Genomic DNA, 23,831 nt, shown 5'->3' on the forward strand with positions numbered 1-23,831 from the left:
CTCGGCCATTCTAATGTTACAAAAGCCCAACACCAACATCATCACTTACAAGAATTCTCCACCTTCTCAAACAGCATAAAATGCTGGATCGGCAGGAAATCCTCCTGGCGCTTCAGGCGAAAGCCGTTTGCCTCCAGCTCTTTTCTGATCTGCTCTTTGGTCATTTTGTGTAAGGCCCTGATCTGGACATCCGGGTCTTCAGCCTTATACTCGAGCAGCAGGAGTTTGCCGTCTGGCTTCAGAGCCTGGTGAATAGACCGAAGTATCTCTTTTGGATAAGCCAGCTCATGGTACACGTCCACCATCAGGGCAATGTTTACTGTTTGGGCTGGCAAATTAACCTGCAGACTGTCGCCTTTAACGACCGTCACATGGCTGGCTCCCTCTTTATCCCGTCGAGACTGGAGTGTCTTTATGAACCGATCCTGCACTTCCACTGCGTATACCTTGCCTTCCGGCACCTTAGGCGCTATCTGAAAGGTATAGAAACCGGTGCCGGCCCCAATGTCGGCTACCACCATGTTGGGCTGCAGGTTCATGTTCTCTATCGTGCGGGTAGAGTTCTCTTCTTCCTGCCGCGTGTCGCGGTTCAGCCAGTTGCCGCCGGTGGCCGTCATGATAGCGGCGATCTCACGGCCCATGTATACCTTGCCGGTACCTCCTGATGAGGGGTTTTTGTAGGTATAGCCCTCCTGCGCTACAGTGGTTGGCTGCTGGGCCTGGCAAGCGTGGCAACTGCTGAGGCACACGGTTGTGAGCAGCGCAAGCAGGAAAGTAGAGCCGGGAAAGTGGGAGCGCTTTGTCATATAGTGAATTTCTCCAGGCGCTGGGTCAGGTCGTCTATCAACTGCTCAGTCCACTTTTCTGCCACAAGCTCGTAGTCCGCTGCATCCCAGTTTTGCAGGTAGGCCTTCTCCAGCCACACGTTGTCCTGGTTGGGCCCGATGGTGTAAAAGTTGCGGTCCAGCTTAAAAAGCAGGTCTTTAGTCAGGTCGAAATTGTCGGCGCCCACCCGTTGAAAGCCCTCCAGACGCAGGCGCAGTCCCATCTGGTTGACATTTCCCTTGTCTAGGCTGATCTCGGTGGTGGCGTCGGAGCCTGGTTCGCGCGTCCAGGTGTCTACCAGTTTCTCTAATTTAAAGTCATGGAAAAGCGGGATAACATCCGCCAGATGCTGATGGATATGCTGCGCCAGCTCGGGCAGCACAGATTCGTAAAGCTTGCGTAAAGCCACTTTGTCTTTAATGGGGGAATCTTGCATGATAAAACGGTATGCTGTTCTTTCTATACGAGCAGACCCTTGATTTTGCCGCCCGGCAGGAAGGATACTTACTAAACGATTGCAGATAGCATTTCAGGTATAGCAGGCCGCCTTAAAATTGCTGAGTGGGGCTTTTGGTCTATTTTTTGTAACTTGTGCTGAAATTTATCATTCACTTTAACATTCTATGAAAGAACAGATCATATCGGCCGGCAAGGTATCCGGCATAGTGGCCCTGTTGGCGCTGGCAAGCTGTACTTCGGTGCAAACGCCACAGACACAGGACACACAAGCTGCCACCGAGCAGAAGCAGGCAGAAACCAACGTGCTCCTGCAGGAGTGGAGCGGTCCATACCAGGGCGTTCCCGCCTTCGACAAAATGAACCTGGCCGACCTGAAGCCGGCAATGGAGAAGGCCATGGCCCTTAACCTGGCTGAGATCGAGGCGATTGCCAACAACACGCAGCCTGCCACCTTCGAAAACACGATCGAGGAGATGGAAAGAGCAGGCGAGGAACTGGATCGCGTGTTCACCTACTACGGCATCTGGGGCAGTAATATGTCTACACCGGAGTTCCGCGAGGTTCAAAAAGAAATGGCTCCGAAAATCTCCGAGTTCAGCTCTAAGATTTCTCAGAACGAGAAGCTTTTCCAGCGCATCAAAACGGTATACGAAAACTCGCAGAAGAACCCGCTGCCAGCTGACCAGCAGCGTGTTGTGGAGCTCATCTACAAGAACTTCGCCATGGAAGGTGCTGATCTGAGCCCGGAAAAGAAACAACGCTACGCTGCCATCAACAAGGAGCTTTCTTCGCTGTACACTGCTTTTGGCAACAATATTCTGGCCGATGAGGAGAAGTATGTGGTATATTTCACCAAAGACCAGTTGAGCGGTTTGCCGGAGTCGTTCGTGAAAGCTGCTGCCAAAGCTGCCGCCGACCGTGGCAAGCCGGGTCAGTATGCGGTAACCAACACCCGTTCTTCTATGGACCAGTTCCTGACTTACTCGGACGAGCGCGGCTTGCGCGAGCAGGTATGGAAAAACTACTACTCTCGTGGCGATAACAACGACGCGAACGACAACAAGCAGAACATCGTCAACATCTTGAAACTGCGCAAAGAGCGTGTAGGGTTGATGGGTTACGACAACTATGCTGAGTGGCGTCTGCAGGACCGCATGGCCAAAACACCAGAGGCGGCGATGGAGTTGATGATGGCCGTATGGCCAGCTGCTACCGCCCGTGCCCGCGAAGAAGTGGCCGACATGCAGAAACTGGCCAATGCTACCAGCAAAACCAAGATCACGATCGAGCCTTGGGATTACCGTTACTACGCCGAGAAAGTGCGCAAAGACAAGTACGACCTCGACTCCGACGAAGTAAAGAACTACCTCGAACTGGGCAACCTGACGCAGGCTATGTTCTTTACAGCAGGCGAACTGTTCAACTTCAACTTCAAGCCAGTACCTGAAGGAACTGTACCTGTATTCCATGAAGATGTGAAGGTATGGGAAGTGACCGACAAGACTACTGGTGACCATATCGGCCTCTGGTACCTCGATCCGTTCGCGCGTCAGGGCAAGCGCTCTGGTGCCTGGGCAACTACATATCGTGCCCACACTACTTTCGATGGCAAAAAGAACGTGCTGTCGTCTAACAACTCCAACTTCGTGAAGCCTGCGCCGGGTGAGCCTGTGCTGGTATCGTGGGACGATGCGACTACCTTCTTCCACGAGTTCGGTCACGCACTGCACTTCCTGGCCTCTAACGTGAAGTACCCGACGCTGAACAGCGGCGTGCGTGACTACACCGAGTTCCAGTCGCAGTTGCTGGAGCGCTGGTTGTCTACCGACAAAGTGATCAACCAGTTCCTGAAGCACTACAAGACCGGCGAGCCAATGCCGAAAGAACTGGTAGCCAAGATTGAGAAGGCTGCCACCTTCAACCAGGGGTTTGAAACGACAGAGTTCCTGGCTTCAGCCCTGATGGATATGCACTTCCACCTGGCCGACCCGAACAACCTGGATCCGGACAAATTTGAGAAAGAGACACTTGCTAAATTAGGTATGCCAAAAGAGATCGTGATGCGTCACCGCTCACCGCACTTCGGGCACGTGTTCTCCGGCGAGGGCTATGCCACCGCTTACTATGGTTACATGTGGGCTGATGTGCTGACTTCGGATGCCTCCGAGGCTTTCACAGAGGCGCCTGGTGGATTCTACGATAAAGACGTTGCCGCCAAACTGGTGAAGTACCTGTTTGCGCCACGCAACTCTATGGATCCGGCCGAAGCTTACCGTATGTTCCGTGGCCGCGATGCCAAAATCGATGCGCTGATGCGTGACCGTGGTTTCCCGGTGCCGAATACACAGGGTAAAAAATAAACCTTTTCCATCATAAAACAGAAAAGCCGCTGAAGTCAGCGGCTTTTCTGTTTTATACCTGCGAGCTCTTAAGCTGGTTGATTGGATACACTGCTGTTCCATATGTCTTTGTGCAGCTTCCAGCGGTTGTTTTCCTTCTTCCAGACAACGAGGTACTTGCCATGGTCTATCTCCTGGTCTCCCGCTGCATACAGTTTGTAAGTGCCTGTTTCTATGGCCGCCTCCTCGTATTGCTCCAAGTCAACGGTGTTAAGTTTCAGTCGTTTCAGGCCCATGTCCCGGGCTCCCTGCCAGAAATTCTGAACGGCCGCCTTGCCTTGCAGCATATCGAAGCCAGTCGGGAGGAGCATGGCTTCGTTTGTGTACAGATCTGCCATGCCGGCGGTGTCACCCTGTTCAAAAGTTGATTCGAATTGCCGATTGGCATTTTTGATCTCTTCCGAGGTGGTTGTGCTTATTGTTTCCATAGTTATGCTATTTGTATAAGTAGATTATAAAAATCCAGTTTCCTACCTCACCAGTTGCTTACAGTAAGGCGGTTAAAGTGGGCTTCAGCCGCTCAGACTTGTATGGCATGCTGTGATCTGCAAAGTGTCTCTGTCTAAAAGGATACGCATCGACCGAATAGTTATACTTAATATGATAGTTTCTTTTTTAACATCTTTAGCGAATACACCTTTTTGGAAAGTTTAAGATAGTGTATTGATAGCCAAGCCTCTATAAGATAGTGTTCGGCCTTTGAAATTGATCCGGTTCAGGTGGGGCAAGGCATGTGGGAGAGAGTAATGGAAAAATCATTAAAAAATAACCTCTTCATAACAACCTTTTAATTAGTGCTGCGTAACTCTTGAGTTGAAAAGAAGTGTGGGTACGGATTAGGTGAGAAAACTGACCAACTCTGCCCAAACCCTCAGAATACCGATTGCCACCTATGGATGAATTTTCTCTATTTACTAGCAAGCTTCAGTCTTGCGATTTGATTGTACTGACAGAAGCGGACGAAATACGTACTTATTGTCGCTTTTATGCCAATGGCCTTTACCAGGACCGAATGTTTATTTCGGATGTCTCTGTGAAGGCAAACCTGGCGCAACTCAGCAGTGAGGAGGACGTCATCGATTGGAATGGGGTACAAGATCTCCGGAAAAAATACTGTGCGTCTTTGCAGTCCAGGGAGAACTTAAATACTGCGCCATCCGCGGAGCCGGTCTAGCAATTTTCAAATAGCTTCTTTAGCGGATTATCACATGGAGGCATGCTGTCAGGCACGTTTTCCGGGGAAGGTAAGGCGTATAAAAAGCGAAGGCTCCCTTATGAGGAGCCCTGCTTTTCAAAGGATTGCCTGAAAGGCAACCTTCAACTTTTAGCCGGTGCAAATATAGGGATAATTATACCTGCAATTGGTGCATTTCGTGAAAAAAAATATTCTTTTTGAACTATCTTTAAAAGATGTTATTAAACCTGACTTCAGTGATACTTTAGGGTAGTGTCTGGCAAGAAGAAGTTGACCTATAAAATATAACAGAAAGAGGGAGCCCAGGCTCCCTCTTTCTGTTTCTCGTCATGAGATTATAGCAGACGCTTTCTACTTATCGCTTTGGTAGCCAACAAGCTTGATCATCTTATTGTAGTTGCCCAACAGTAAGAAAGAAGGAGCCCATTGTCCTACGAAAAGCGCTTCCTCATCCTTCTTCATAATCTTTAGCGTTGCCGATACGGCCATAGAGCCCAATGCAGCCCATAAAAATACATCGGATGGGATACGGGAGGTATAGTCTTCGATGGCTGCAGCTACTGGTCCTTCCTTATGCTGAGGATTGATTCTGTCAGCCTTGTTCTTCAAATCCTGTGCGTCTCTTTTAAGATCTTGTGTGTCCATAGTTCATATTTTGTTTAGATGGTACAATACCATACAGAACGAAATAGAATGATGATTGTTTGCAAAAATTGAAAAATATGGAGGATGCATAGCCCGGCAGAGCCGTTAAGGACTATATTATTGCAACAATATATGTAAATTGGCAGCCTGAAACGGCGGACTACCTTTGGGGGTCCCCTTTTCGAGACTGAACCCGATAGACAGCCTATATTTTGGAGCTTTCCACACTTCTTGAATCACTGGCCGGCACGCCCCAAACCACCCTGGCATTAGGAGTGCTTTTGCTACCGCTACTGGCTTTCGTGCTGCTATACCTGGCGGGCAAAAAGCTACCCCGGCAGGGTGACTGGCTGGGGATTGGCGCCACCGGACTTGCCTTTGCACTTTCGATCTATCTCTTTACCCAGATCTGGAATACGGAAGTATACCACAGCCGGGCCGTCTGGTTTAAGCTGCCTTCCAGCTTCATAGCCGATTTCACAGCAGGTATACTGCTCGATAACCTGACGGTGCTGATGCTGGTCATCGTCACATTTATCTCTCTGCTGGTGCAACTCTTTTCGGTGGGCTACATGCACGGCGACAAAGGGTATAGCCGCTACTTCGCCTACCTGGGCCTCTTTACTTTTAGCATGCTGGGTATTGTGCTGGTTGATAACCTGCTGCTGCTCTTTATGTTCTGGGAGCTGGTGGGCTTGTCTTCCTATCTGCTCATCGGTTTCTGGTACGAGCGCCCGGCTGCCGTGGCAGCCAGTAAAAAAGCTTTCCTCGTCAACCGCGTAGGCGATATCGGGCTGTTGCTCGGCCTGTTTGCTTTCTATACCTATTTCCGTACGTTCGATCTGGAGGCCTTGCGTACCTTGATGGGGGCAGGGGAGTGGTTGAACGGGACCTTTGTGACAAGCTATACCTTTGAGGGACAGTTTTGGTCAGTTGAGTTAAGTTCGCTGTTTCTGACGCTGGCCGGGCTCGGTCTGTTTATGGGCTGTGTGGGCAAGTCGGCGCAGTTTCCGTTGCAGGTATGGCTACCCGACGCTATGCAAGGCCCGACACCTGTCTCCTCGCTGATACATGCTGCGACCATGGTAGCGGCTGGCGTATACCTGGTGGCGCGCTGCTATGCTTTCTTCACAGTAGATGCCCTCACGGTCATCGCTATTATTGGCGCCATCACGGCTTTGCTCGGTGCGCTGGCGGCACTCACGCAATACGACATTAAGGCAGTGCTGGCCTTCTCCACGATCTCGCAACTGGGCTACATGGTAATGGGCATGGGCACCGGAGCACACGACGCTTCGCTCTTTCACTTGACTACGCACGCTTTCTTCAAGGCAGCGCTTTTCCTCAATGCCGGTATTATCATCCACGCCATGCACCGCGGACTGCACCATGCACATCTGCTTGCCGGGGTAGACCCACAGGATATCCGTAACATGGGAGGTCTGCGCAAGGCAATGCCACTCACCTTCTATACCTATCTGCTGGCTGCGGCTGCGCTGGTCGGGTTGCCTTTGTTTTCCGGTTTCCTTTCCAAAGATGCCATCCTTTCAGGCAGTTGGGCCTGGGCACAGACGATGAGCCAGGCCAATGGAAACAACCTGTACTTTATAGTGCCTGTAATCGGCTTTACAGTTGTGTTGCTCACGGCTTACTACATGGGGCGGCATCTTTGGTTTATGTTCTTCGGTTCGTTCCGTTTGCCTTTCGATGTGCGAGCGCTGCGATTGTCGGCTGGTCAGGAGATGGAGCGGGTGATGCTTATACCTGTAGTATTATTGGCGGTGTTGTCGCTGGGTATTTTCTTTTCTCTCAACCCGTTATCCTTTGCCGGAAGTTGGGTGATGCAGGGCATCAGCTTGACACAACTTTCACAGGAAGGCACTCAGCTTGCCGATAGTTTGATTAAGGCTGTGACAACGCAGGATGCTGCCAACGGCACTGCTCACCTGATGATCGGGCTGCTTTCAGTTCTGCTAGGTATAGCAGGTATAGCCCTGGCCTTTGGCAGGTATAAAGGAAAAAGTAGTGAGGCACTCCTGCAGGAACAGCCACGCGGTACTCTGGCAAAGCTGACGTATCACCATTACTACCTCGATACCGCCTACGACAAGGTGTTTATAAGACCCGTGTTGCAGATGGCCCGCATGCTATACCGCTTCGACAAACGTGTGATCGACTATACCCTGGACTACGCGAGCAAATGGCTGGTGGTGTTCTCCAAAATCGTAAAGTGGTTTGATAGTTGGGTAGTGGATGGCAGCGTGTGGCTGATCGGGGTGATGGCCAAAGTGCTCGGCCGTTTCGGGCGCGGACTTCAGAATGGCAAGGTGCAATCTTACTACGCTTACTCCCTTTTCGGATTTATTCTGATAATACTATACATCATGCTGAATTGATGTTAATTTCGCGATCAGGTTCTACAGGATGATCGGATTAGCAGGATGAAGGCTATACCTGTATACCTCATACAGAATTCTGCTTCCAGCTTGTGGAGCAATTGCGCAAATCTATACCTATGCTCAGGAGGAGCTGTGGCTGAAAACAAAAAGGACCCGGCATCACATCGGGGAAAAGCATAACAATACAGATACACACATGCGTAGTCGTGTGTCGTGATACGTGATAAAAGTGTCGTAACATATTGATGAATTATACTCTTTCCAGCCTTATTTTTCTTCCTCTGCTGGCGGCGCTCGTGGTGTTGCTGCTGCCGACGCGCATGCAGCGGGGCATAAAAGCAGTAGCGCTGGGTGGTACGCTGTTGCAACTGGCCGTAGCCGTGTGGCTATACCTGGGTTTCGATGGTGCTAAGGTGGCGAACGGACAGACAGGCTATCAGTTTGTGGAAAAACTCGACTGGATCGGTTTCTCCTTGGGTAGTCTGGGACGCTTTCAGATCGAATATTTTGTGGGCGTGGACGGTGTAAGTATCAGCATGGTGCTGCTCACAGGTATAGTGGGTGTGATCGGCGTTATCTCGTCATGGAACATCACCAAAAACGTGAAGGGCTATTTCTCGCTATACCTCTTACTCATGACCAGCGTAATGGGCTGTTTCCTGGCGCTGGACTTCTTCCTGTTCTACCTCTTTTTTGAGTTCATGCTCCTGCCCATGTACTTTCTCATAGGTATGTGGGGTGGGCCGAAACGGGAGTATGCCGCGCTTAAATTCTTCATCTATACCCTGATCGGATCGCTTTTCATTTTGGTCGTAATGATCGGGCTCTATACCTCTGTGATTGATCCGGAGGCGACGGCGCAGCAAATGGGTCTGATCGGGCAGGACGTTCCTGCCAGTCTGGACATGGTTCGCCAAGTACAGCAGATGCTGCAACAGGGCGCAATCAGCGAGGCCGACATGGTGCGGACCTTCAGCATACCAGCCATGATGGAGCCGGCTAACTTTATACCGGGCAGTTTGCTCCATGTATTTTCAGGAGTTTCCCTCTTCGATCTCCCGATTCGCTTTGTGGCTTTCCTGCTGGTGCTGGCGGGTTTCCTGATCAAGGTGCCGTCTGTGCCGGTGCATACCTGGCTTCCTGATGCGCACGTGGAGGCACCTACACCTATCTCGGTACTGCTGGCGGCAATCCTGCTAAAGGTGGGCGGCTACGGTCTGATTCGCATTGCCTACCCTGTTTTCCCGGATGCTGGTGCTTACTTCTCTACTTTTGTCGGCGGGCTGGGGGTGCTCTCTATTATATATGGGGCTCTCTGTGCATTGGCCATGAATGATCTCAAAAAACTGATCGCTTACTCGTCGGTATCGCACATGGGCTTTGTGCTGCTGGGCCTGGCCTCGCTCACCAATGAAGGCGTGAATGGCGCTATTTACATGATGTTCAGCCACGGCCTTATCTCGGCAATGCTTTTCCTGGTGGTGGGAGTGATTTATGACCGCGCGCACGACCGCATGATCCTGAATTTTCGGGGACTTGCCAAACGCATGCCGGCCTATACCGCTTTTGTTGTGATCGCTTTTTTTGCTTCGCTGGGTTTGCCGGGCTTCTCGGGTTTTATCGCCGAGCTGCTGGTGCTGCTGGGTAGTTTCAGTGCACCGGAAGCAACAGGTATGCTGCCACGCTGGATGGCGATCGTAGCTGTGATCGGTCTGCTGCTGTCTGCGGCTTATTACCTGTGGGCGCTGCAGCGTATGTTCTTCGGCAAGTACTGGATCTTCCCGGAGTTGCGAGGGAAAGCCCAGCTCACCGATCTAACCAAACGCGAGTACCTGATGCTGTTGCCGCTGGCTATTCTGGCTTTTGTCTTCGGCATTTTTCCGCATCTGCTCCTCGACAAAACAGGCATGACAGTGACAGGCTTTACGGAGCTGGTGCTGCGAAACGGACAGGAGCAGCTCAACATCCTGCAAGCGATTTTACAGAGATAACACCTTGGTGCTATAAGCATTATCAGGGACACTACTATACCTTATACCGACACGTGGAAGAACAGGCAGCACAACTCCCCCAGGCCATCGACAGTATTTTAGCTGGAGCAGGGTCGCTGCTGCCCGAATTACTGCTGGCCATTTTCTTCCTGCTGCTGGTCACGCTCGATCTCTTCAAATCCAAAACAGTGAAGCGGCTGTTGCCTTGGGTGGCGCTGACCGGGCTTTTTTCTGTACTAGTGCTGTTGGTGCTGGGGCCACAAGGTATAGACGGGGTGCAGTTTCTCAACCTGCTGCGCTCTGACGGTATCGCGCGCTACACAGGTATACTCTTCAGCTTGACAGGCATCTTTACCATCCTCCTCTCCCTGCAAAACCCGAAAATAGAAAGACGCAAACAGGGCGAAGGCCGGGGCGAGTACTATGCCCTGATCCTAATGCTCGTGCTGGGCCTCAACCTGATGGCCAAATCAGTGAACCTGCTGATGGTTTTCCTGGCGATTGAGGTTGTTTCCATTGCTTCCTATATCCTGACGCTCACCCTGAAAGAAGAAAAAAAAGCTGTGGAGGCCGGTCTGAAATACGTGCTTTACGGTACCTTGTCGGCAGGAGTGATGCTCTACGGCATGTCCTTTTTCTACGGCCTGACTGGCTCGCTGGACTATACCCTGGTTTCGTTCTGGCGCAGTCTGCTCGATGCCAGTCCGCTGATGGTGACGGTGGCGGCCATACTCGTGTTTGCCGGTTTCCTGTTCAAAATATCCGCCGCTCCTTTCCATTTCTGGACACCGGAAGTATACCAGGGGGCACCGATGCCGATTGTAGCGCTCTTCTCCACGGGTCCTAAAATGGCGGGCATCATCGTCATCATGCGTTTTGTGGCTGCCTTTGCTGATCCGACCATTGCGGGTGCCTTTGCTGATGTGCAGCTTTTCTTAGGTATAGCCGCCCTGGCTACGCTTGCGGTAGGTAATTTTACAGCACTTTGGCAGCGTACGCCTCGTCGCCTGATGGCTTTCTCATCGGTGTCGCATGCGGGTTTTCTGCTTATGGCGCTGCTGGCTTTTGGCAGTGACTATACCGTAAGCGTGCTGTTTTATATGACGGTGCTGCTTTTCATGAACTTCGGTATTTTCCTGTTCCTGCAGATGGCCGAAGAAGACTGGCAGGTGCACACACTCGAAGATTTTAAGGGAATGGGGACTCGTGTTCCTTTTGCCGGCGTTATGGCGCTGCTCTTTCTGCTCTCACTTACGGGTCTTCCGCCACTGGCCGGCTTCATGGGCAAGCTGCTGGTTTTTAGCAACGTTTGGGAAGCTTATACTGCCAACGGGCAGCCGATGCTGTTGGTTTTGCTCGTGGTGGGTATTCTGTTGACAGGGGTGGCTTTATTCTACTATATCAAAATACCATATCACCTTTTCCTGAAAAGGAATCAAACTGCCGAAAATTTAGTTATTTCACTGTCAAATAAGCTGCTGCTGGTTTTTTTCGCCCTGCCGCTGCTGGTCCTCTTTTTTAAACCTGACCTGCTGCTGCAATGGATACAGAAACTGCTGGCCTAGATACTTTTACAGCCCTATGAGCGATTCCATTAAGCACGAATGCGGTATAGCCCTGATCAGGCTCCGAAAACCAATCGAATATTACGTTGAAAAGTATGGCACTCCGATGTACGGTGTCAACAAGCTATACCTGCTGATGCAAAAGCAGCACAACCGCGGACAGGACGGGGCAGGGGTAGCCAGTATCAAGATAGCTGCCGGTCCGGGTATGGAGTATATCAACCGCTTCCGTTCTGTAAAGACCCGCGCCATCGACAGCATTTTCGGGAAGATCGGCAAGGAGTTTAAAAAGCTGAAGGAAGATCAGCCTGAGAAAGCCCTGAATACGAAATGGGTATGGGAGAACCTCCCTTTTCTGGGCGATGTATACCTGGGGCACCTGCGCTACGGTACGCACGGCGTCAACAGTATAGACAACTGCCACCCGATGGTGCGCGAAAACAACTGGCGCAGCCGCAGCCTGGCCGTGGCCGGTAACTTCAATATGACCAACGTGGACGAGCAGTTCCAGAAACTGATCGAACTGGGCCAGCATCCAAAGCAAAAGACTGATACCATTACGGTGCTCGAAAAGATCGGCCACTTCCTGGACGAGGAAAACCAGATGTTGTTCGAGTCTTACAAAGACGAATACTCCAACAAAGAAATCACCTCCCTGATCGAAGATAACCTGAGTCTGCAGCGTGTGCTCAAGCGTGCCTGTAAGGACTTCGACGGTGGCTATGCCATGGCAGGCCTGACGGGTTATGGCGCCTCTTTTGTGGTGCGCGACCCGAACGGTATACGCCCGGCCTACTATTACATGGACGACGAGGTGGTAGTGATCGCATCAGAGAAGCCTGCCATCAAGACTGCCTTCGACATTGAGTATAGTGAGATCCGCGAGATCACGCCGGGCCACGCCTTAATCGTAGACAAGGCTGGCAATGCTGATCTGAAAGAGATCATGCCGCAACTCGAAAAGAAATCATGCAGTTTTGAGCGCATCTACTTCTCCCGCGGCAACGACCCGGAGATCTACGAAGAGCGCAAGAACATGGGCCGTCGCCTGTGTCCTCAGATTCTGGAAGCCATTGACTACGACCTGAAAAACACGGTTTTCTCATACATTCCGAACACAGCGGAGTCGTCCTGGCTGGGTATGATGAAAGGAATCGAGGATTACCTGCGTACCTACCGCAAGCGAGCCATCTTGAACCAGGAGCTTTCAGAAGAACAGCTTGACGAGATCCTGCAGTTCAAGCCGCGTGCCGAGAAACTGGTGATCAAGGACGTGAAGCTGCGTACCTTCATCACCGACAACGATAGCCGCGACGACCTGGTAACGCACGTGTATGACACGACTTACGAAGTGGTGAAGAAAGGCATCGACACCCTGGTAGTACTCGACGACTCTATTGTGCGCGGCACAACACTCGAGAAAAGCATCATCCGCATGCTCGACAAGCTGGAGCCGAAGAAGATCATCATCGTTTCGTGCGCACCGCAGATCCGCTACCCGGATTGCTACGGCATCGATATGTCGCGCGTGAAGGAATTCGTGGCTTTCCGTGCCATGCTGGCTTTGCTGAAAGACCGTGGTCTGTACTACAAAGTAGACGAGGTATACGACAAGATACAGGCTGTACAAGGTACACCGGCCATCATGGAGACAAACTATGTAAAAGAACTCTTCGACCTTTTCACGCATGAGGAGATCTCAGCGAAAGTGTCGGAAATCGTGAAAGCGCCGGAGGTGAATGCCGAAGTGCAGGTGATCTACCAGCGTATCGAAGACCTGCACCTGGCCTGTCCGAACCACAGTGGCGACTGGTACTTTACTGGCAACTACCCAACGCCGGGCGGTACCCGTGTGGTGAACCGTGCCTTCATGAACTTCGTGGAAAACAAGGCCGTTCGCGCCTATTAATAAAGATTCAATTTCCTTTCAAAGGCCTGTTCTGTATAAGAACAGGCCTTTTTTGTGTTGCCATAAGCACGTTATGAATGGTATTGTACAAGCTTCAAGCCACTACAAATTTTGAACAATTCTTTACTCCCCTGCTTTTAATCTACGCTGGTTTCAATGGTGCTTTCCCTATTCATGGCTATGCAAAATACTGCCCATCTCAAAGGTCAGTATCGTTACCCTATTCTGTTTCTGACCAGCTAAGAGATCATTCTCTGTATCCTGAGCAGGCAAACAGTTGTCGACTTCTTAGCCTCGGTGAGTTCTTTTATCACCTTGCCACTTTGGGGATTTTACTCTTCAGTATCCCGGTGCTTGGAGCAGTATTTACCATGGCATATTCCTATAACTACTGTTCAGAGGCTGTGCACCTGCGAAGGGAAAAAGTAAATGGTAATAATAGCAAAGAGAGAAGCCTTTGCTAGCAAAGGCTTCTCTCTTTATCTGAGTGTAGATCGTTTAGTTTCCTCGCTTGGCTACTCTCGTACCGGATTTTCCAGTATCGAATCTTGGAGCACCATCTGGCTTTGTCGTACGAATCGGGCCCATTCTGTTAGAAATAATAACTGGCACGGCACCTGTCACAATTTTACCTTCCTGTACATCTGACTTCTTATACAGTGCAACAGTAAACCAGTCATCGACAAAAGCTTCATCATCAAAGGTAAAGCAATCCATAAATGTTATGGCATTTTTGGCCGTATCCAGAATACCTTGCTTGAAATAGCTGGTGGTCTTGGTTTCACTTCCAAACTGATATTCTCCTTTCACATCGATATAATATTGGCTAAGGTCGAGGTTAGAGGTATACTTAATCAAGTAGTCGTATTCGTAGCAACTGCCATTCGAGCGCAGTCTCTTCGGAGTGACACTTGATTCGGTTTGTGAAAGACTAAGCTGGGCAGTGCTTGCCGCAAAGTCTACTGAATTGGCCGTGCAATCGCCGTGGTTGTTGACAGTTGCCCGGACCTTTCCGTTTTCCTGGCCATATACCCAGCTAACTTCCGCTATACCCTGGGCGTTAGTATTTGTTGTGTTTGTGCTCACGGAACCGCCGCCTTCCACTACCTCCCAGCTAACCTGAGCGTTTGAAACTGGTTGCCCGGAAGGGTCTGTCACTCGAACCTGTAGAGGGGAAGTCATCGCCTGGCCCGGTAATCCGAGTTGGTCATTGCCCTCATGTACAGCAATGGTATTGCACACTACCGCGTCGTCGTCATCACAGCTTACGAGGGTGGCACATAAAATCAGAATGAAGGAGAAACTTATGCTGTTTAATAGCTTCATGAAAGATAATATTGGGGGTGGAAAAAGATAGAACAGTCAGGTAAGCACAATGCTAAAGGTGAGGAGCATTGAATGGAGAGTGCTTATAAATACGATTCTATCTTATAATTGTTATATAAGGTTTGCCTATTTATTCTTTAAATATGATTTAATTGGATGTATTTATTTCATTAAGTCTGCAATCGCCATAATAGCAAAAGCGATGGTGCCGCCATAAACGGCAAATTTCGTGATAGGGGAGGCGTTGGCAAGGAAGGCGGTGTGCTGGTTGTATTTGATAACGCCCATGAGCGTGAGGGACAGGTACAGGAAGAGCGCCAGAGGAATGATGTTGAAGAGGATTTCGAAGATGTCACTTGCCATGGCTGCTCCTATATTTGGATGGGTATGGTGCAAATATAGGTATAAATAACCGGCCGCCGTATCTTTGCGCCAAACACGACACCAGCTTTAGTCCCCTATACCCATGACCTTCACCAAAATCTGCAAAGCCTTCCACGAGCTTACCCCAAACGAACTGTACGACATGCTGCGGCTCCGGAGCGAGGTATTCGTCGTGGAGCAAAACTGCGTGTTCCCCGACATGGATGACAAGGATCAGCTGTGCCATCACGTCCTGCTTTACAACGAAAATCAGGTATTAGTCGCCACCTCCAGACTAGTACCAAAAGGTATAGCTTATCCGGATATGATGTCGATCGGCCGCATTGTAACAAGTCAACTGGTACGTGGCACGGGTGTAGGCAAGGAGTTGGTTGAACTGTCGATTGAGGAATGCTATCGACTATTCGGAAAGGGACCGATCCGGATCGGGGCGCAGCTGTATGCTAAGAAATTTTACGAACGCTTCGGCTTTGAGCAGTCCAGCGAGGTATACGATGAGGACGGTATTGACCACATCAAAATGGTGAAGCAGGTATAGCAAGTAGTTGATATATAGTGCTTTTTCATTATCTTGTTTTGTAATCCCGAGACGCTATGAAAACAAGGTTTGTATACCGGTATGGTTTGCTGCTCGCGCTGTTCTTTGGGCTAAACGCCTGTATAGAAAAAGAGGACGACTACATCAGCAAGTACTGCCCGGGCTCCTGCACGGAGGTAAACGGGCAGGTGTTGAATGGCAGCGGACAGCCCTTACGAGGGATGCAGTTGCTGGCAACCTGGCAGAACCTACGAACATTCAAAGCGGGTGGAGGAGGTGCTACCCGAAAAAAAGCTGTGGCCTATACCGATGACAGCGGCAACTATACCTTGCGTTTCCTGCTGCGAGATGATGAAATGCTGGAAGGGCAAATTGAAGTAGTGCCGCAAGGGCGAAATTGCAACCAGACGACTTGCCAAAGCTATACCCTGTACTGGGATGAACTGAAACGCGATACGACTTTCAGTCACGATTTCCTGATCGATTAATGCGCCTGTGACTGTGGCTATACCTGTCTAAACTGCCCAACCCTATGCATCATCCGCTAAACCGTTATCTTCTTGTCTTTGCTTTTCTGGTATGCTTTTCGGTTGCTGCCCAGGCGCAGCGTGTTCAGCGTGTTGGCCTGCAGGTAGGGTCCGCATCCCCGATTGGCGATTTCAAGAAAGACCGTTTTGAGGACGACTACCCACCGATGGCCAGGAGAGGCGTAACTGTGCAGGGGACCTATCAAGTAGACATAAAGCCATACCTGGCAGTAGGCGCCTCGGCAGGTTTTCGTTTCCATCGCTTCGATATGGACGCCTTTGCGGCACCTGACGACGAACTGGCGCTACGACGGGAGGCAACTGGCTGGAAGAGTACCCATGCGCTGGCGGACCTGTACCTTCAGAGCCGTCCTGGGAGCCTTTTTGGGTATGTGAAGGGATCTGTAGGAGGGGTTTACAGCAAATCGCCCGGAGTGCAGGTGGATACACCCTATGGCCCCATCCGCCGCAGTTCCGACACAGCAGTGGCTCCCGCTTACGGTATTGCCAGTGGCTTTGGCATACAGGATGGCCGGTTTCTGTTTTCGGTAGAAATAGGCTTACTTGCTACCCAACCCTCCTTTGAAGTAACCAATGCCCAAGGTGTAAGAAGCACAATAAGGCAACCCATGCACACGATTAACTCCATGCTGGGCCTGAGCTATACCTTGTAAAGCGCTGCAAAAGAAAATGCCCGAGCTATATTGCCCGGGCATTTTCTTTTGAATTAATCAAGCCACTTAAATTACCATCACCAGTTCAGCAAAGGCATCCACTAGCTGCAGAAGTCTGGTTGTTAGCACAACTTTCTGATCCTCTACCTGCTCCTGCAAATCGATAGTAGTTTGCGCTGCCAGTGCGTTTGAGCTAGCCAGGTTGGCAGATGGTTGATGTTGCTGGCACGTCGCGTCCTGGCTGTAATAAGTCGCAGCGTAGGAATTTTGCCTGGTTTCTTTGCTGTCGCTCTCCTGCGACAGGCTTATAAAGAGTAGTCCTCCTAACAGGATAAGTCCTGAATTCTTCATAGCGGTGCAGGGTTTACTTGCGCAGGATGACCAGGGCTTCGCCAGAAAGCTCCACCTGCGCCTGCTCGGACAACGTGTACTGCAGTGCAGGTATAGACACGTTGAGTAAGGTTAGGTGACTGCGGTTGCGGATATCCAGATTCGCCTGCTGAATCTTATTGTCCGGATGAATGAGCAACTTGGAATCACTTTCCGGGCTGGTGCCTGTCACGGCCTGCAGGTGCTGTAACTGATTTCCGTGCAGTTGCACCATCACCCCGTTGTCAAGCTCCAACCTGAGGCTGTCCTGCTTAAATCCCATCAGCGAAGTGTTCAGGTAACTGGCTGTATTCAGGCGCTTGCTGTTGGTTATCTGCTTGCCATTCAGGGTATGTGTCGCGTTAGCGCGCAGTGTCTTCAGCACAGGGGTTTTGATGACGAGGTGTGGAGTGCCCCAGCCACGCACGCCTTTCTGCGTGTCATCGGTGGTCACATCTATCTGCAGTTTTTTGTTGTCCTGGCTGATCTGCACGACTTCTTCGTTTCCTTTGTACAGGTATACCGCATGCTCGTCGCCGGGTTCAATCAGCACTTTTAGCATATCGCCGGCATTCACCTCCACCTCCTCAAAGCCACTGAAGTCCATGGCAATATAGTTTTTGTAAGGATCCTGGTAAGATTTGGTATTGTATTCGGCTTTCAGAGCGATGTTGTAAGTGGCCAGTGCGCTAGCAAGCACCACTAAAGCGAAGAGTAAGAGTTTATTGCTGGTTTTCATGGTTTCTGCTCGATTTCTTGTTCGTAATTTTCTGATTTGTATACTTCGTAGCGCTTCTGAATCTCGTCCAGGTCTATTTCCAACAAATAGATATTTCTGAAAAACGCTGGCAAATCCTGCTGCAGAAAACGCTCCTTCCGTTGCGCCTTCACCTTCTTCACGGCATCCGGCGTCACAAAAAAACCAAGGCCGCGCTTGTTGTAGATCACCTCTTGGTTCTGAAGCTGCTCGTAGGTGCGCATCACGGTATTGGGGTTCACCTGAAAGGTTACTGCCAGATCGCGTACCGAGGGTATCTTGTCTTCTGCAGCCCACTTGCCCAGTAATATCTGGTCGCTTACGTGCCCTGCAATCTGCAGGTAGATGGGTTCATTCTCTTTAAATTCCATGCTTTTCCTCCCCTAAACTTGCTTTTCCTTTATTTTGAAATAAGCCACCAACCAACTTACAAGTGCCAGCACAACCAGCAGCAACAGCAAAAGCGGCTCATTCCCTTCGTAAGCACCTACATCGAAACGTTTGTCATTTTCCATAAAATAGGCCCCTGAAAAAGGAGTCGCCGATGCCAGGTCGCGGCCGAGCATGGCCTGCACCACTTGCTTATTCAGGTTGTAAAGCAGCAAAATGCCCAGAAAACCTGCAAAAGCCGTTTTGATAAAGTGATGCTTGTTGAAGTAAGCCGAGCCCACCAGCATCAGGGCGTTGAACAGCGCATAAAAGGCCAGTAGCACATGCAGGGGCGGTTCAGACGTAAGAATGTTCATTACTTCATGCTCAGGTCCTACACGCGGATCAATGTTGAGCAGAATGTAGACGATCAAATAAAAAGAAGGTATAAACAGCAACAGGTAGATGGGAAACGAGTACAGCCAGCCGACCAGGTACTTCTCGAACTGAGACGCCGGCAAGGTCAGAAAAGCGATCGCCTTCTTCTTATCGCCCAGTTGCGCAAATACGGTGCTTGAAAACACCATACCTGCCCCCATGATAAAGAACAGGAAAAAGATAGACTGCTCTGTAGCCAACATAGGCCTGGACGCCATATAACTGGCCATGCCGATGATAAGAAACATGGCGCCGAGTAGCACAGCCAGTGACATCAGGTAGGTTTTGTAGTGCTCCACTGTATGCTTGCGAAACAGCAGCGCAAAGCGGCTCAGGTTAAAGTGATTGTTCATAGTGAGGTCTTTGAAGGATTTCGGTTACAGATGTATTGCCACTGGTGATGGCGTTGAAGAGCAGTTCCATGTCTACTTTGCTGTAGTTGCCCATCACGTTTAGCAGAATGGCCTGCCTGCCACGCAGCGCATCTTCAGCATAAAGAGCATTATGGGCTTCGGATTCAGGTATGGTCGTGAAAGTGAGTCGTTCACTGATCGTATCAAGCGACTCATTCAGCACGATCTCCCGGTCGTGCACCACCACCAATGTATCGATCAGGCTGTCGAGGTCGCGCACCTGGTGGGTGGAGATGATGATGCAGCGATTCTCGGTGAGGGCAGAGGCAATGATGCGGCGGAACTGTACCTTGGAAGGTATATCCAGGCCATTGGTCGGTTCGTCCATGATCAGCACGCTGGTGTTGGTGGCAAGGCCGAAGGCGATGATGGCCTTCTTCTGCTGACCAAACGACATTTTGCTGAACACAGCGTGCGCTGGCACCTCAAACTCGGAAAGGTAACGGTAAAAGGCCTCTTCGTCGAAGAGGGGATAGAAGGGCGCCGTGTTCGCCACAAATTGCCTGGCTGTTAGTGACGGCATGTAGATTTCTTCCGGAATGAAATAGAGATCCCCGAGCATAGCCGGCTGGCGCTTGTGCGAATCGAATCCGTTTACCTGACAAGTGCCCTCCAGAGGAGAAACCAGCCCGACCATGTTCTTGAGCAGTGTGGACTTGCCCGCTCCGTTCTTGCCCAGTAGCCCGTAAATATGGCCCTCCTGCAGCGTTAGGTTCAGGTTCCGGAACAGCAGCGACTTGCGGCTATACCCGAAACTAAGGTTCTTGATCTCAATCATTTGTATTTGTTTTAGTGTATTAGTTACATAGTACACTACAAATGTATATATAGTTTTATCAATACCAAATTATTTTTTAAAATATTTAGATAAGGGTATATAAGCTTAAGATGAAGCAGTTGGGATAACAGTGGGTCTGCTTTTTACCATTATCCGGGGATTCAGGAGAATTGAAAAACAATGAAAGGAGGTGAGGCTTATAAATCAGTTATACCTATACCTAGGAAGAGGTGTGATTAGAAAGGGCCAGGTATACCTGCTCCGCATCCTGCTTCTCGAATATTTTCTGGGAGGCTCCGAAGTCAAGCACAAGTTTGGCGGTTTGCTGCTCCGTTTCTGGTTTAAAATAAGCGTAGCACAGTTTGCCCACATCCAGCAGGAAGGTAGCACGTGTAGCGCCGCTGCCGAGCTGAATGCTTATAAAGTTGCTGTTATCGTGCTGCATGGCTATACCTGGGTTCTGCTCAGGTATACGTTAGTTTCGGAATTTCTGCGTGATCATCAAGCCATGCTCTTTGCTCTGCAGCACGCCTATACCTACCCGCCCAAAGCGCAGGTGCAGGATGTTGGCCCGGTGGCCAGGCGATTCCATTAGCCCTTCGTGGGCAATGGCAAGGGTAGGGGCCAGGGCCAGGTTCTCGCCAGCTGCCCTGAACGGAATATGGGCAGCCCGGATTCTGTCCGCTGCACTGGCTCCCTCCGGCGAGACATGCGAAAAATAGCCGCGCGAGAACATATCAGCTGCATGTTGCCGGGCAATCCTGGTAAGGGCCGTATCCGCCTGCAAAGGCTGCAGTCCTTTGGCAATGCGTTCCTCGTTCAGCATTTCGAGCATGTGGGCCTCCAATGCCGGTTGTGGCTCGTAGTCATCGGTCTTGAAGGGTAACTCGATAAACTCTTCCGTTTTCGTCGCAATAGTGAGTTCGTTGAGGGTACGCTCCGCCACCCGGTCAAACACGGAGGTCAGTTCATCTTCTGCCAGATGGGTATAATTGCCAAAGCGGCCTGCTACTCTGCTTTCGTGCACATAGGTCTGAAAGCGCTCCGGAATTGGAAGCAACAGCAGCAGAACGGAAATGATGGCAATGGTGATGGTGCCACTCAGCACACCCGGCAGGGCGCCAAGTGCTTTGTTCACGGGGTGGGTGTGCAGCTCGTCTGAGAACAGATCCAGGACAAGTGACCCGATGAACTGAATGAGCATACTCGAGAGCACCGCAATGACAAAAAAGGAGATGGGCGGAATCCAGTACACATTCCAGTCGGTGGCACGGCTGAGCCAGTCGGCGAGCGTAGGGTATAGCCGGAAACTCAGCACCAGACTGCCCACCCACCGCACCAGATCCAGCAGACTGAAGGCAAAACCACGGCGCCAGCCCATGTAGGCACTAACCAGCACAATCAGTATCAGAAGAAAGTCAAGGGCGTTCATCAAATGCTTTTAGTGGTGTGGGTATATGCTTGGTAAAAGTTAATAAAAGGATGCAACACAGGTATAGTACCGTTCCCAGATTTCCGGTTTGTAAAGTCTGTCGTCTGAAATCCCTTTTCTTGTTCCTTCTTACGATTAGGCAGAAAGTAATGGTTATGAGGGTAGTTATTGATCATAATAAATCAGATATGGCACGACTCTTTCCAGGCTTTCTGCGTAGACGGAAAAGTCCTGAAAAGGACATCATCAGCTACCTAAGTTAGAAAATCCTTATGAATATTACCGTATACCCCGGCAGTCCCTACCCGCTGGGTGCCACCTGGGATGGAGATGGCGTGAACTTTGCCCTGTATGCCGACAATGCCACTGGCGTAGAACTGTGCCTCTTTAACTCGATTGAAGACGAAAGCGAATCGGTGAAGATAAAGATGAACGAACGCACCCACCAGGTATGGCACGCTTACCTTCCCGAAATCAAGCCCGGGCAGATGTACGGCTACCGTGTTCACGGACCGTATGATCCGGCTAATGGCCACCGTTTCAACCCAAACAAGCTCCTGATCGACCCCTATGCCAAGGCTATTTCGGGTACCATCGACTGGCACGACTCCCTTTTCGGCTACGAGGTAGGCGGTTCTGAAGAGGACCTGGAGATGAGCACACTCGACAGCGCTCCCTTTATACCTTATAGTGTGGTGGTAGACCCGAATTACGACTGGGAGGGCGATAAACCACCCAAAATCCCTTACCACAAGTCCATTATTTATGAGGCCCACGTCAAAGGCTTCACCAAACTGCACCCGGATATACCGGAGGAGATCCGTGGTTCGTATGCGGCCATTGGCCATCCGGTCACCATCAAGTACCTGCAGGAATTGGGGATCACAGCGATCGAGCTGATGCCCGTCCACCACTTCATCACCGACCGGCACCTGGCCGACAATGGCTTGACAAACTACTGGGGCTATAATTCGATCGGTTTTTTTGCGCCGGACGTGCGCTACTCGAGTAGTGGCACATTAGGTGAGCAGGTGGTGGAGTTTAAAAACATGGTGAAAGCGCTGCACAAGGCAGGTATAGAGGTGATCTTGGATGTAGTGTACAATCACACCGGAGAGGGCAACCACATGGGTCCGACGCTCTCTTTCCGGGGTGTGGACAATTCATCGTACTACCGCCTGGTGGAGGAAGACAAGCGCTTTTACATGGACTACACTGGTACGGGCAACACCCTCAACGCCATGATGCCGACGGTGCTTCGCCTGATCATGGACAGCCTGCGCTACTGGATCCTGGAAATGCACGTCGACGGCTTCCGCTTCGACCTGGCCGCCACATTGGCGCGCGAGCTGCACGAGGTGGACCGCTTGGGTTCCTTCTTCGACATCATCCACCAGGACCCGGTTATCTCACAGGTAAAGCTCATTGCGGAGCCCTGGGATATTGGGGAGGGTGGCTACCTGGTGGGCAAGTTTCCACCGGGCTGGGCCGAGTGGAACGGCAAATACCGCGACTGCATACGCGACTACTGGCGCGGGGAGGAGAGCACCCTGGGCGAATTTGCCGAGCGCTTTACGGGCAGCTCCGACCTATACCGCGACGACTTTCGCCGTCCCACAGCCAGCATCAACTTTATCACGGCCCACGACGGTTTCACGCTGCACGACCTGGTGTCGTATAACGAGAAGCACAACGAGGCCAACGGCGAAGACAACAACGACGGCGAGAGCCACAACCGTTCCTGGAACTGCGGCGCCGAAGGCCCAACGGAAGACAAAAAGATTATTGAACTCCGAGACAGGCAGAAGCGCAACTTCCTGACCACGCTGTTTTTGTCGCAGGGAGTGCCCATGCTGGTGGCCGGTGACGAGATAAGCCGAACTCAGCAGGGCAACAACAACGCCTACTGCCAGGACAACGAAATATCCTGGATCAACTGGCTCAATGCCGACAAAGAGCTGTTGGCTTTTACACAAAGATTAATAGAGCTGCGCCGCAACCACCCGGTGTTCTGCCGACGACGCTGGTTTCAGGGACAGCCTATCAAAGGGGTGGGAGTGGAAGACATCGCCTGGTTTCAGCCTGACGGATCGGAGATGACGGAAGAGCGCTGGAACCATGATTCTGCCAAGTCGTTGGGCGTGTTTCTGAATGGCCGAGGTCTGCATTCGGTTGGCCCCAAAGGCGAACAGATCATTGACGACAGCTTCTACCTGATTTTCAACGCGCACCACGAAGACGTAGACTATATCATTCCCGAAGCCAGGTATGGTGCGCAATGGACCAAAATACTGGATACTTACCACAATGAGATTAAAGATGAAGGGCCTACCGTGGAAGCCGGTGAAAACATACGGATCGGAAGCCGCTCTATCGTACTCCTGCATCACCCGACCGGACAATTGGTTAGCGGGTAATAATCAATTTAAATAAAAACAA

The 23,831-nt window shown here is 50.8% G+C and carries 22 protein-coding genes; 9 read left to right on the top strand and 13 right to left on the bottom strand.

Annotation, left to right across the window (positions count from 1 at the left end; translation table 11 throughout):
• Nucleotides 1–41: 41 nt before the first annotated feature.
• Nucleotides 42–806, bottom strand: a complete 765-nt coding sequence (locus L1278_RS09110) for a class I SAM-dependent methyltransferase (protein ID WP_253403077.1) — start codon at nucleotides 804–806, stop codon at nucleotides 42–44.
• Nucleotides 803–1,261, bottom strand: a complete 459-nt coding sequence (locus L1278_RS09115) for a hypothetical protein (RefSeq protein WP_253403079.1) — start codon at nucleotides 1,259–1,261, stop codon at nucleotides 803–805. Before L1278_RS09115 ends, L1278_RS09110 begins: the two co-directional genes overlap by 4 nt.
• Nucleotides 1,262–1,448: 187 nt before the next feature.
• Between L1278_RS09115 and L1278_RS09120 the strand changes: the two genes are divergently transcribed.
• The gene (locus L1278_RS09120; protein ID WP_253403081.1) at nucleotides 1,449–3,644 is read left to right on the top strand and encodes a M3 family metallopeptidase; all 2,196 of its coding nucleotides are present in this window, start codon (nucleotides 1,449–1,451) and stop codon (nucleotides 3,642–3,644) included.
• A gap of 68 nt (nucleotides 3,645–3,712) precedes the next feature.
• On the opposite strand, the gene L1278_RS09125 is transcribed toward L1278_RS09120, so the two are convergent.
• Both L1278_RS09125 and L1278_RS09130 read right to left on the bottom strand, forming a co-directional pair.
• Nucleotides 3,713–4,111, bottom strand: coding sequence for a DUF4440 domain-containing protein (locus L1278_RS09125; RefSeq protein ID WP_253403083.1), 399 nt, complete (start codon nucleotides 4,109–4,111; stop codon nucleotides 3,713–3,715).
• Between the two features lie 1,118 nt (nucleotides 4,112–5,229).
• Nucleotides 5,230–5,523 carry a hypothetical protein gene (locus L1278_RS09130; protein ID WP_101445454.1) on the bottom strand — a complete coding sequence of 98 codons (294 nt, stop codon included), beginning with the start codon at nucleotides 5,521–5,523 and terminating at the stop codon, nucleotides 5,230–5,232.
• 212 nt (nucleotides 5,524–5,735) lie between these two features.
• On the opposite strand from L1278_RS09130, the gene nuoL reads away from it, so the two are divergent.
• The 4 genes from nuoL to L1278_RS09150 all read left to right on the top strand — a co-directional run bounded on the left by nuoL (nucleotide 5,736) and on the right by L1278_RS09150 (nucleotide 13,387).
• A complete protein-coding gene (gene nuoL, locus L1278_RS09135; protein WP_253403085.1) occupies nucleotides 5,736–7,919 on the top strand; it encodes an NADH-quinone oxidoreductase subunit L in 2,184 nt (727 codons plus the stop codon).
• Nucleotides 7,920–8,167: 248 nt separating this feature from the next.
• Nucleotides 8,168–9,913: a NuoM family protein gene (locus L1278_RS09140; RefSeq protein WP_253403087.1), complete on the top strand. Its 1,746-nt coding sequence runs from the start codon at nucleotides 8,168–8,170 to the stop codon at nucleotides 9,911–9,913.
• Nucleotides 9,914–9,966: 53 nt separating this feature from the next.
• The gene (locus tag L1278_RS09145) at nucleotides 9,967–11,478 is read left to right on the top strand and encodes an NADH-quinone oxidoreductase subunit NuoN (RefSeq protein WP_253403089.1); all 1,512 of its coding nucleotides are present in this window, start codon (nucleotides 9,967–9,969) and stop codon (nucleotides 11,476–11,478) included.
• Between the two features lie 16 nt (nucleotides 11,479–11,494).
• Nucleotides 11,495–13,387, top strand: a complete 1,893-nt coding sequence (locus L1278_RS09150; protein ID WP_253403091.1) for an amidophosphoribosyltransferase — start codon at nucleotides 11,495–11,497, stop codon at nucleotides 13,385–13,387.
• 498 nt (nucleotides 13,388–13,885) lie between these two features.
• Here the strand turns inward: L1278_RS09150 and L1278_RS09155 are convergent, their stop codons facing one another.
• Together L1278_RS09155 and L1278_RS09160 are read right to left on the bottom strand one after the other, a co-directional pair.
• Entirely contained in the window at nucleotides 13,886–14,569 is a 684-nt protein-coding gene (locus L1278_RS09155) for an Ig-like domain-containing protein (protein ID WP_253403093.1), read from the bottom strand.
• A 306-nt stretch (nucleotides 14,570–14,875) separates the two neighbouring features.
• Nucleotides 14,876–15,076 carry a hypothetical protein gene (locus L1278_RS09160; RefSeq protein ID WP_253403095.1) on the bottom strand — a complete coding sequence of 67 codons (201 nt, stop codon included), beginning with the start codon at nucleotides 15,074–15,076 and terminating at the stop codon, nucleotides 14,876–14,878.
• A 103-nt stretch (nucleotides 15,077–15,179) separates the two neighbouring features.
• Between L1278_RS09160 and L1278_RS09165 the strand changes: the two genes are divergently transcribed.
• Genes L1278_RS09165 through L1278_RS09175 form a run of 3 tightly spaced genes read left to right on the top strand, consistent with a single transcriptional unit; the run spans nucleotide 15,180 to nucleotide 16,836 of the window.
• Nucleotides 15,180–15,635, top strand: a complete 456-nt coding sequence (locus L1278_RS09165; RefSeq protein WP_253403097.1) for a GNAT family N-acetyltransferase — start codon at nucleotides 15,180–15,182, stop codon at nucleotides 15,633–15,635.
• 56 nt (nucleotides 15,636–15,691) lie between these two features.
• Entirely contained in the window at nucleotides 15,692–16,123 is a 432-nt protein-coding gene (locus L1278_RS09170) for a carboxypeptidase-like regulatory domain-containing protein (RefSeq protein ID WP_253403099.1), read from the top strand.
• 44 nt (nucleotides 16,124–16,167) lie between these two features.
• Entirely contained in the window at nucleotides 16,168–16,836 is a 669-nt protein-coding gene (locus tag L1278_RS09175) for a hypothetical protein (protein ID WP_253403101.1), read from the top strand.
• A 66-nt stretch (nucleotides 16,837–16,902) separates the two neighbouring features.
• On the opposite strand, the gene L1278_RS09180 is transcribed toward L1278_RS09175, so the two are convergent.
• The 7 genes from L1278_RS09180 to L1278_RS09210 all read right to left on the bottom strand — a co-directional run bounded on the left by L1278_RS09180 (nucleotide 16,903) and on the right by L1278_RS09210 (nucleotide 21,392).
• Nucleotides 16,903–17,187 (bottom strand): hypothetical protein, encoded by a 285-nt coding sequence (locus tag L1278_RS09180; protein WP_253403103.1) that lies wholly within the window; start codon nucleotides 17,185–17,187, stop codon nucleotides 16,903–16,905.
• 13 nt (nucleotides 17,188–17,200) lie between these two features.
• Nucleotides 17,201–17,944, bottom strand: a complete 744-nt coding sequence (locus L1278_RS09185) for a hypothetical protein (RefSeq protein ID WP_253403104.1) — start codon at nucleotides 17,942–17,944, stop codon at nucleotides 17,201–17,203.
• Entirely contained in the window at nucleotides 17,941–18,333 is a 393-nt protein-coding gene (locus tag L1278_RS09190) for a GntR family transcriptional regulator (protein ID WP_253403106.1), read from the bottom strand. The genes L1278_RS09185 and L1278_RS09190 overlap by 4 nt, the downstream gene beginning before the upstream one ends.
• A gap of 12 nt (nucleotides 18,334–18,345) precedes the next feature.
• Nucleotides 18,346–19,122, bottom strand: a complete 777-nt coding sequence (locus tag L1278_RS09195) for a hypothetical protein (RefSeq protein ID WP_253403108.1) — start codon at nucleotides 19,120–19,122, stop codon at nucleotides 18,346–18,348.
• Entirely contained in the window at nucleotides 19,106–19,960 is an 855-nt protein-coding gene (locus L1278_RS09200; RefSeq protein ID WP_253403110.1) for an ATP-binding cassette domain-containing protein, read from the bottom strand. The genes L1278_RS09195 and L1278_RS09200 overlap by 17 nt, the downstream gene beginning before the upstream one ends.
• Before the next feature lie 220 nt (nucleotides 19,961–20,180).
• Nucleotides 20,181–20,405, bottom strand: a complete 225-nt coding sequence (locus L1278_RS09205) for a hypothetical protein (RefSeq protein WP_253403112.1) — start codon at nucleotides 20,403–20,405, stop codon at nucleotides 20,181–20,183.
• Nucleotides 20,406–20,435: 30 nt separating this feature from the next.
• Entirely contained in the window at nucleotides 20,436–21,392 is a 957-nt protein-coding gene (locus tag L1278_RS09210) for a CvpA family protein (protein ID WP_253403342.1), read from the bottom strand.
• 272 nt (nucleotides 21,393–21,664) lie between these two features.
• Between L1278_RS09210 and glgX the strand changes: the two genes are divergently transcribed.
• Nucleotides 21,665–23,809: a glycogen debranching protein GlgX gene (gene glgX, locus L1278_RS09215; protein WP_253403114.1), complete on the top strand. Its 2,145-nt coding sequence runs from the start codon at nucleotides 21,665–21,667 to the stop codon at nucleotides 23,807–23,809.
• The last annotated feature ends 22 nt before the right edge of the window (nucleotides 23,810–23,831 follow it).

The organism is Pontibacter sp. HSC-36F09 (assembly GCF_024171605.1).
In the GTDB taxonomy this organism is placed as follows: domain Bacteria; phylum Bacteroidota; class Bacteroidia; order Cytophagales; family Hymenobacteraceae; genus Pontibacter.

What these genes read in the sequence shown, in the direction of transcription:
- L1278_RS09110 (WP_253403077.1), bottom strand. Translation starts at nt 806, where the DNA reads ATGACAAAGCGCTCCCACTTTCCCGGCTCTACTTTCCTGCTTGCGCTG.
- L1278_RS09115 (WP_253403079.1), bottom strand. Translation starts at nt 1,261, where the DNA reads ATGCAAGATTCCCCCATTAAAGACAAAGTGGCTTTACGCAAGCTTTAC.
- L1278_RS09120 (WP_253403081.1), top strand. Translation starts at nt 1,449, where the DNA reads ATGAAAGAACAGATCATATCGGCCGGCAAGGTATCCGGCATAGTGGCC.
- L1278_RS09125 (WP_253403083.1), bottom strand. Translation starts at nt 4,111, where the DNA reads ATGGAAACAATAAGCACAACCACCTCGGAAGAGATCAAAAATGCCAAT.
- L1278_RS09130 (WP_101445454.1), bottom strand. Translation starts at nt 5,523, where the DNA reads ATGGACACACAAGATCTTAAAAGAGACGCACAGGATTTGAAGAACAAG.
- L1278_RS09140 (WP_253403087.1), top strand. Translation starts at nt 8,168, where the DNA reads ATGAATTATACTCTTTCCAGCCTTATTTTTCTTCCTCTGCTGGCGGCG.
- L1278_RS09150 (WP_253403091.1), top strand. Translation starts at nt 11,495, where the DNA reads ATGAGCGATTCCATTAAGCACGAATGCGGTATAGCCCTGATCAGGCTC.
- L1278_RS09155 (WP_253403093.1), bottom strand. Translation starts at nt 14,569, where the DNA reads ATGACTTCCCCTCTACAGGTTCGAGTGACAGACCCTTCCGGGCAACCA.
- L1278_RS09160 (WP_253403095.1), bottom strand. Translation starts at nt 15,076, where the DNA reads ATGGCAAGTGACATCTTCGAAATCCTCTTCAACATCATTCCTCTGGCG.
- L1278_RS09165 (WP_253403097.1), top strand. Translation starts at nt 15,180, where the DNA reads ATGACCTTCACCAAAATCTGCAAAGCCTTCCACGAGCTTACCCCAAAC.
- L1278_RS09170 (WP_253403099.1), top strand. Translation starts at nt 15,692, where the DNA reads ATGAAAACAAGGTTTGTATACCGGTATGGTTTGCTGCTCGCGCTGTTC.
- L1278_RS09175 (WP_253403101.1), top strand. Translation starts at nt 16,168, where the DNA reads ATGCATCATCCGCTAAACCGTTATCTTCTTGTCTTTGCTTTTCTGGTA.
- L1278_RS09180 (WP_253403103.1), bottom strand. Translation starts at nt 17,187, where the DNA reads ATGAAGAATTCAGGACTTATCCTGTTAGGAGGACTACTCTTTATAAGC.
- L1278_RS09185 (WP_253403104.1), bottom strand. Translation starts at nt 17,944, where the DNA reads ATGAAAACCAGCAATAAACTCTTACTCTTCGCTTTAGTGGTGCTTGCT.
- L1278_RS09190 (WP_253403106.1), bottom strand. Translation starts at nt 18,333, where the DNA reads ATGGAATTTAAAGAGAATGAACCCATCTACCTGCAGATTGCAGGGCAC.
- L1278_RS09195 (WP_253403108.1), bottom strand. Translation starts at nt 19,122, where the DNA reads ATGAACAATCACTTTAACCTGAGCCGCTTTGCGCTGCTGTTTCGCAAG.
- L1278_RS09200 (WP_253403110.1), bottom strand. Translation starts at nt 19,960, where the DNA reads ATGATTGAGATCAAGAACCTTAGTTTCGGGTATAGCCGCAAGTCGCTG.
- L1278_RS09205 (WP_253403112.1), bottom strand. Translation starts at nt 20,405, where the DNA reads ATGCAGCACGATAACAGCAACTTTATAAGCATTCAGCTCGGCAGCGGC.
- L1278_RS09210 (WP_253403342.1), bottom strand. Translation starts at nt 21,392, where the DNA reads ATGAACGCCCTTGACTTTCTTCTGATACTGATTGTGCTGGTTAGTGCC.
- glgX (WP_253403114.1), top strand. Translation starts at nt 21,665, where the DNA reads ATGAATATTACCGTATACCCCGGCAGTCCCTACCCGCTGGGTGCCACC.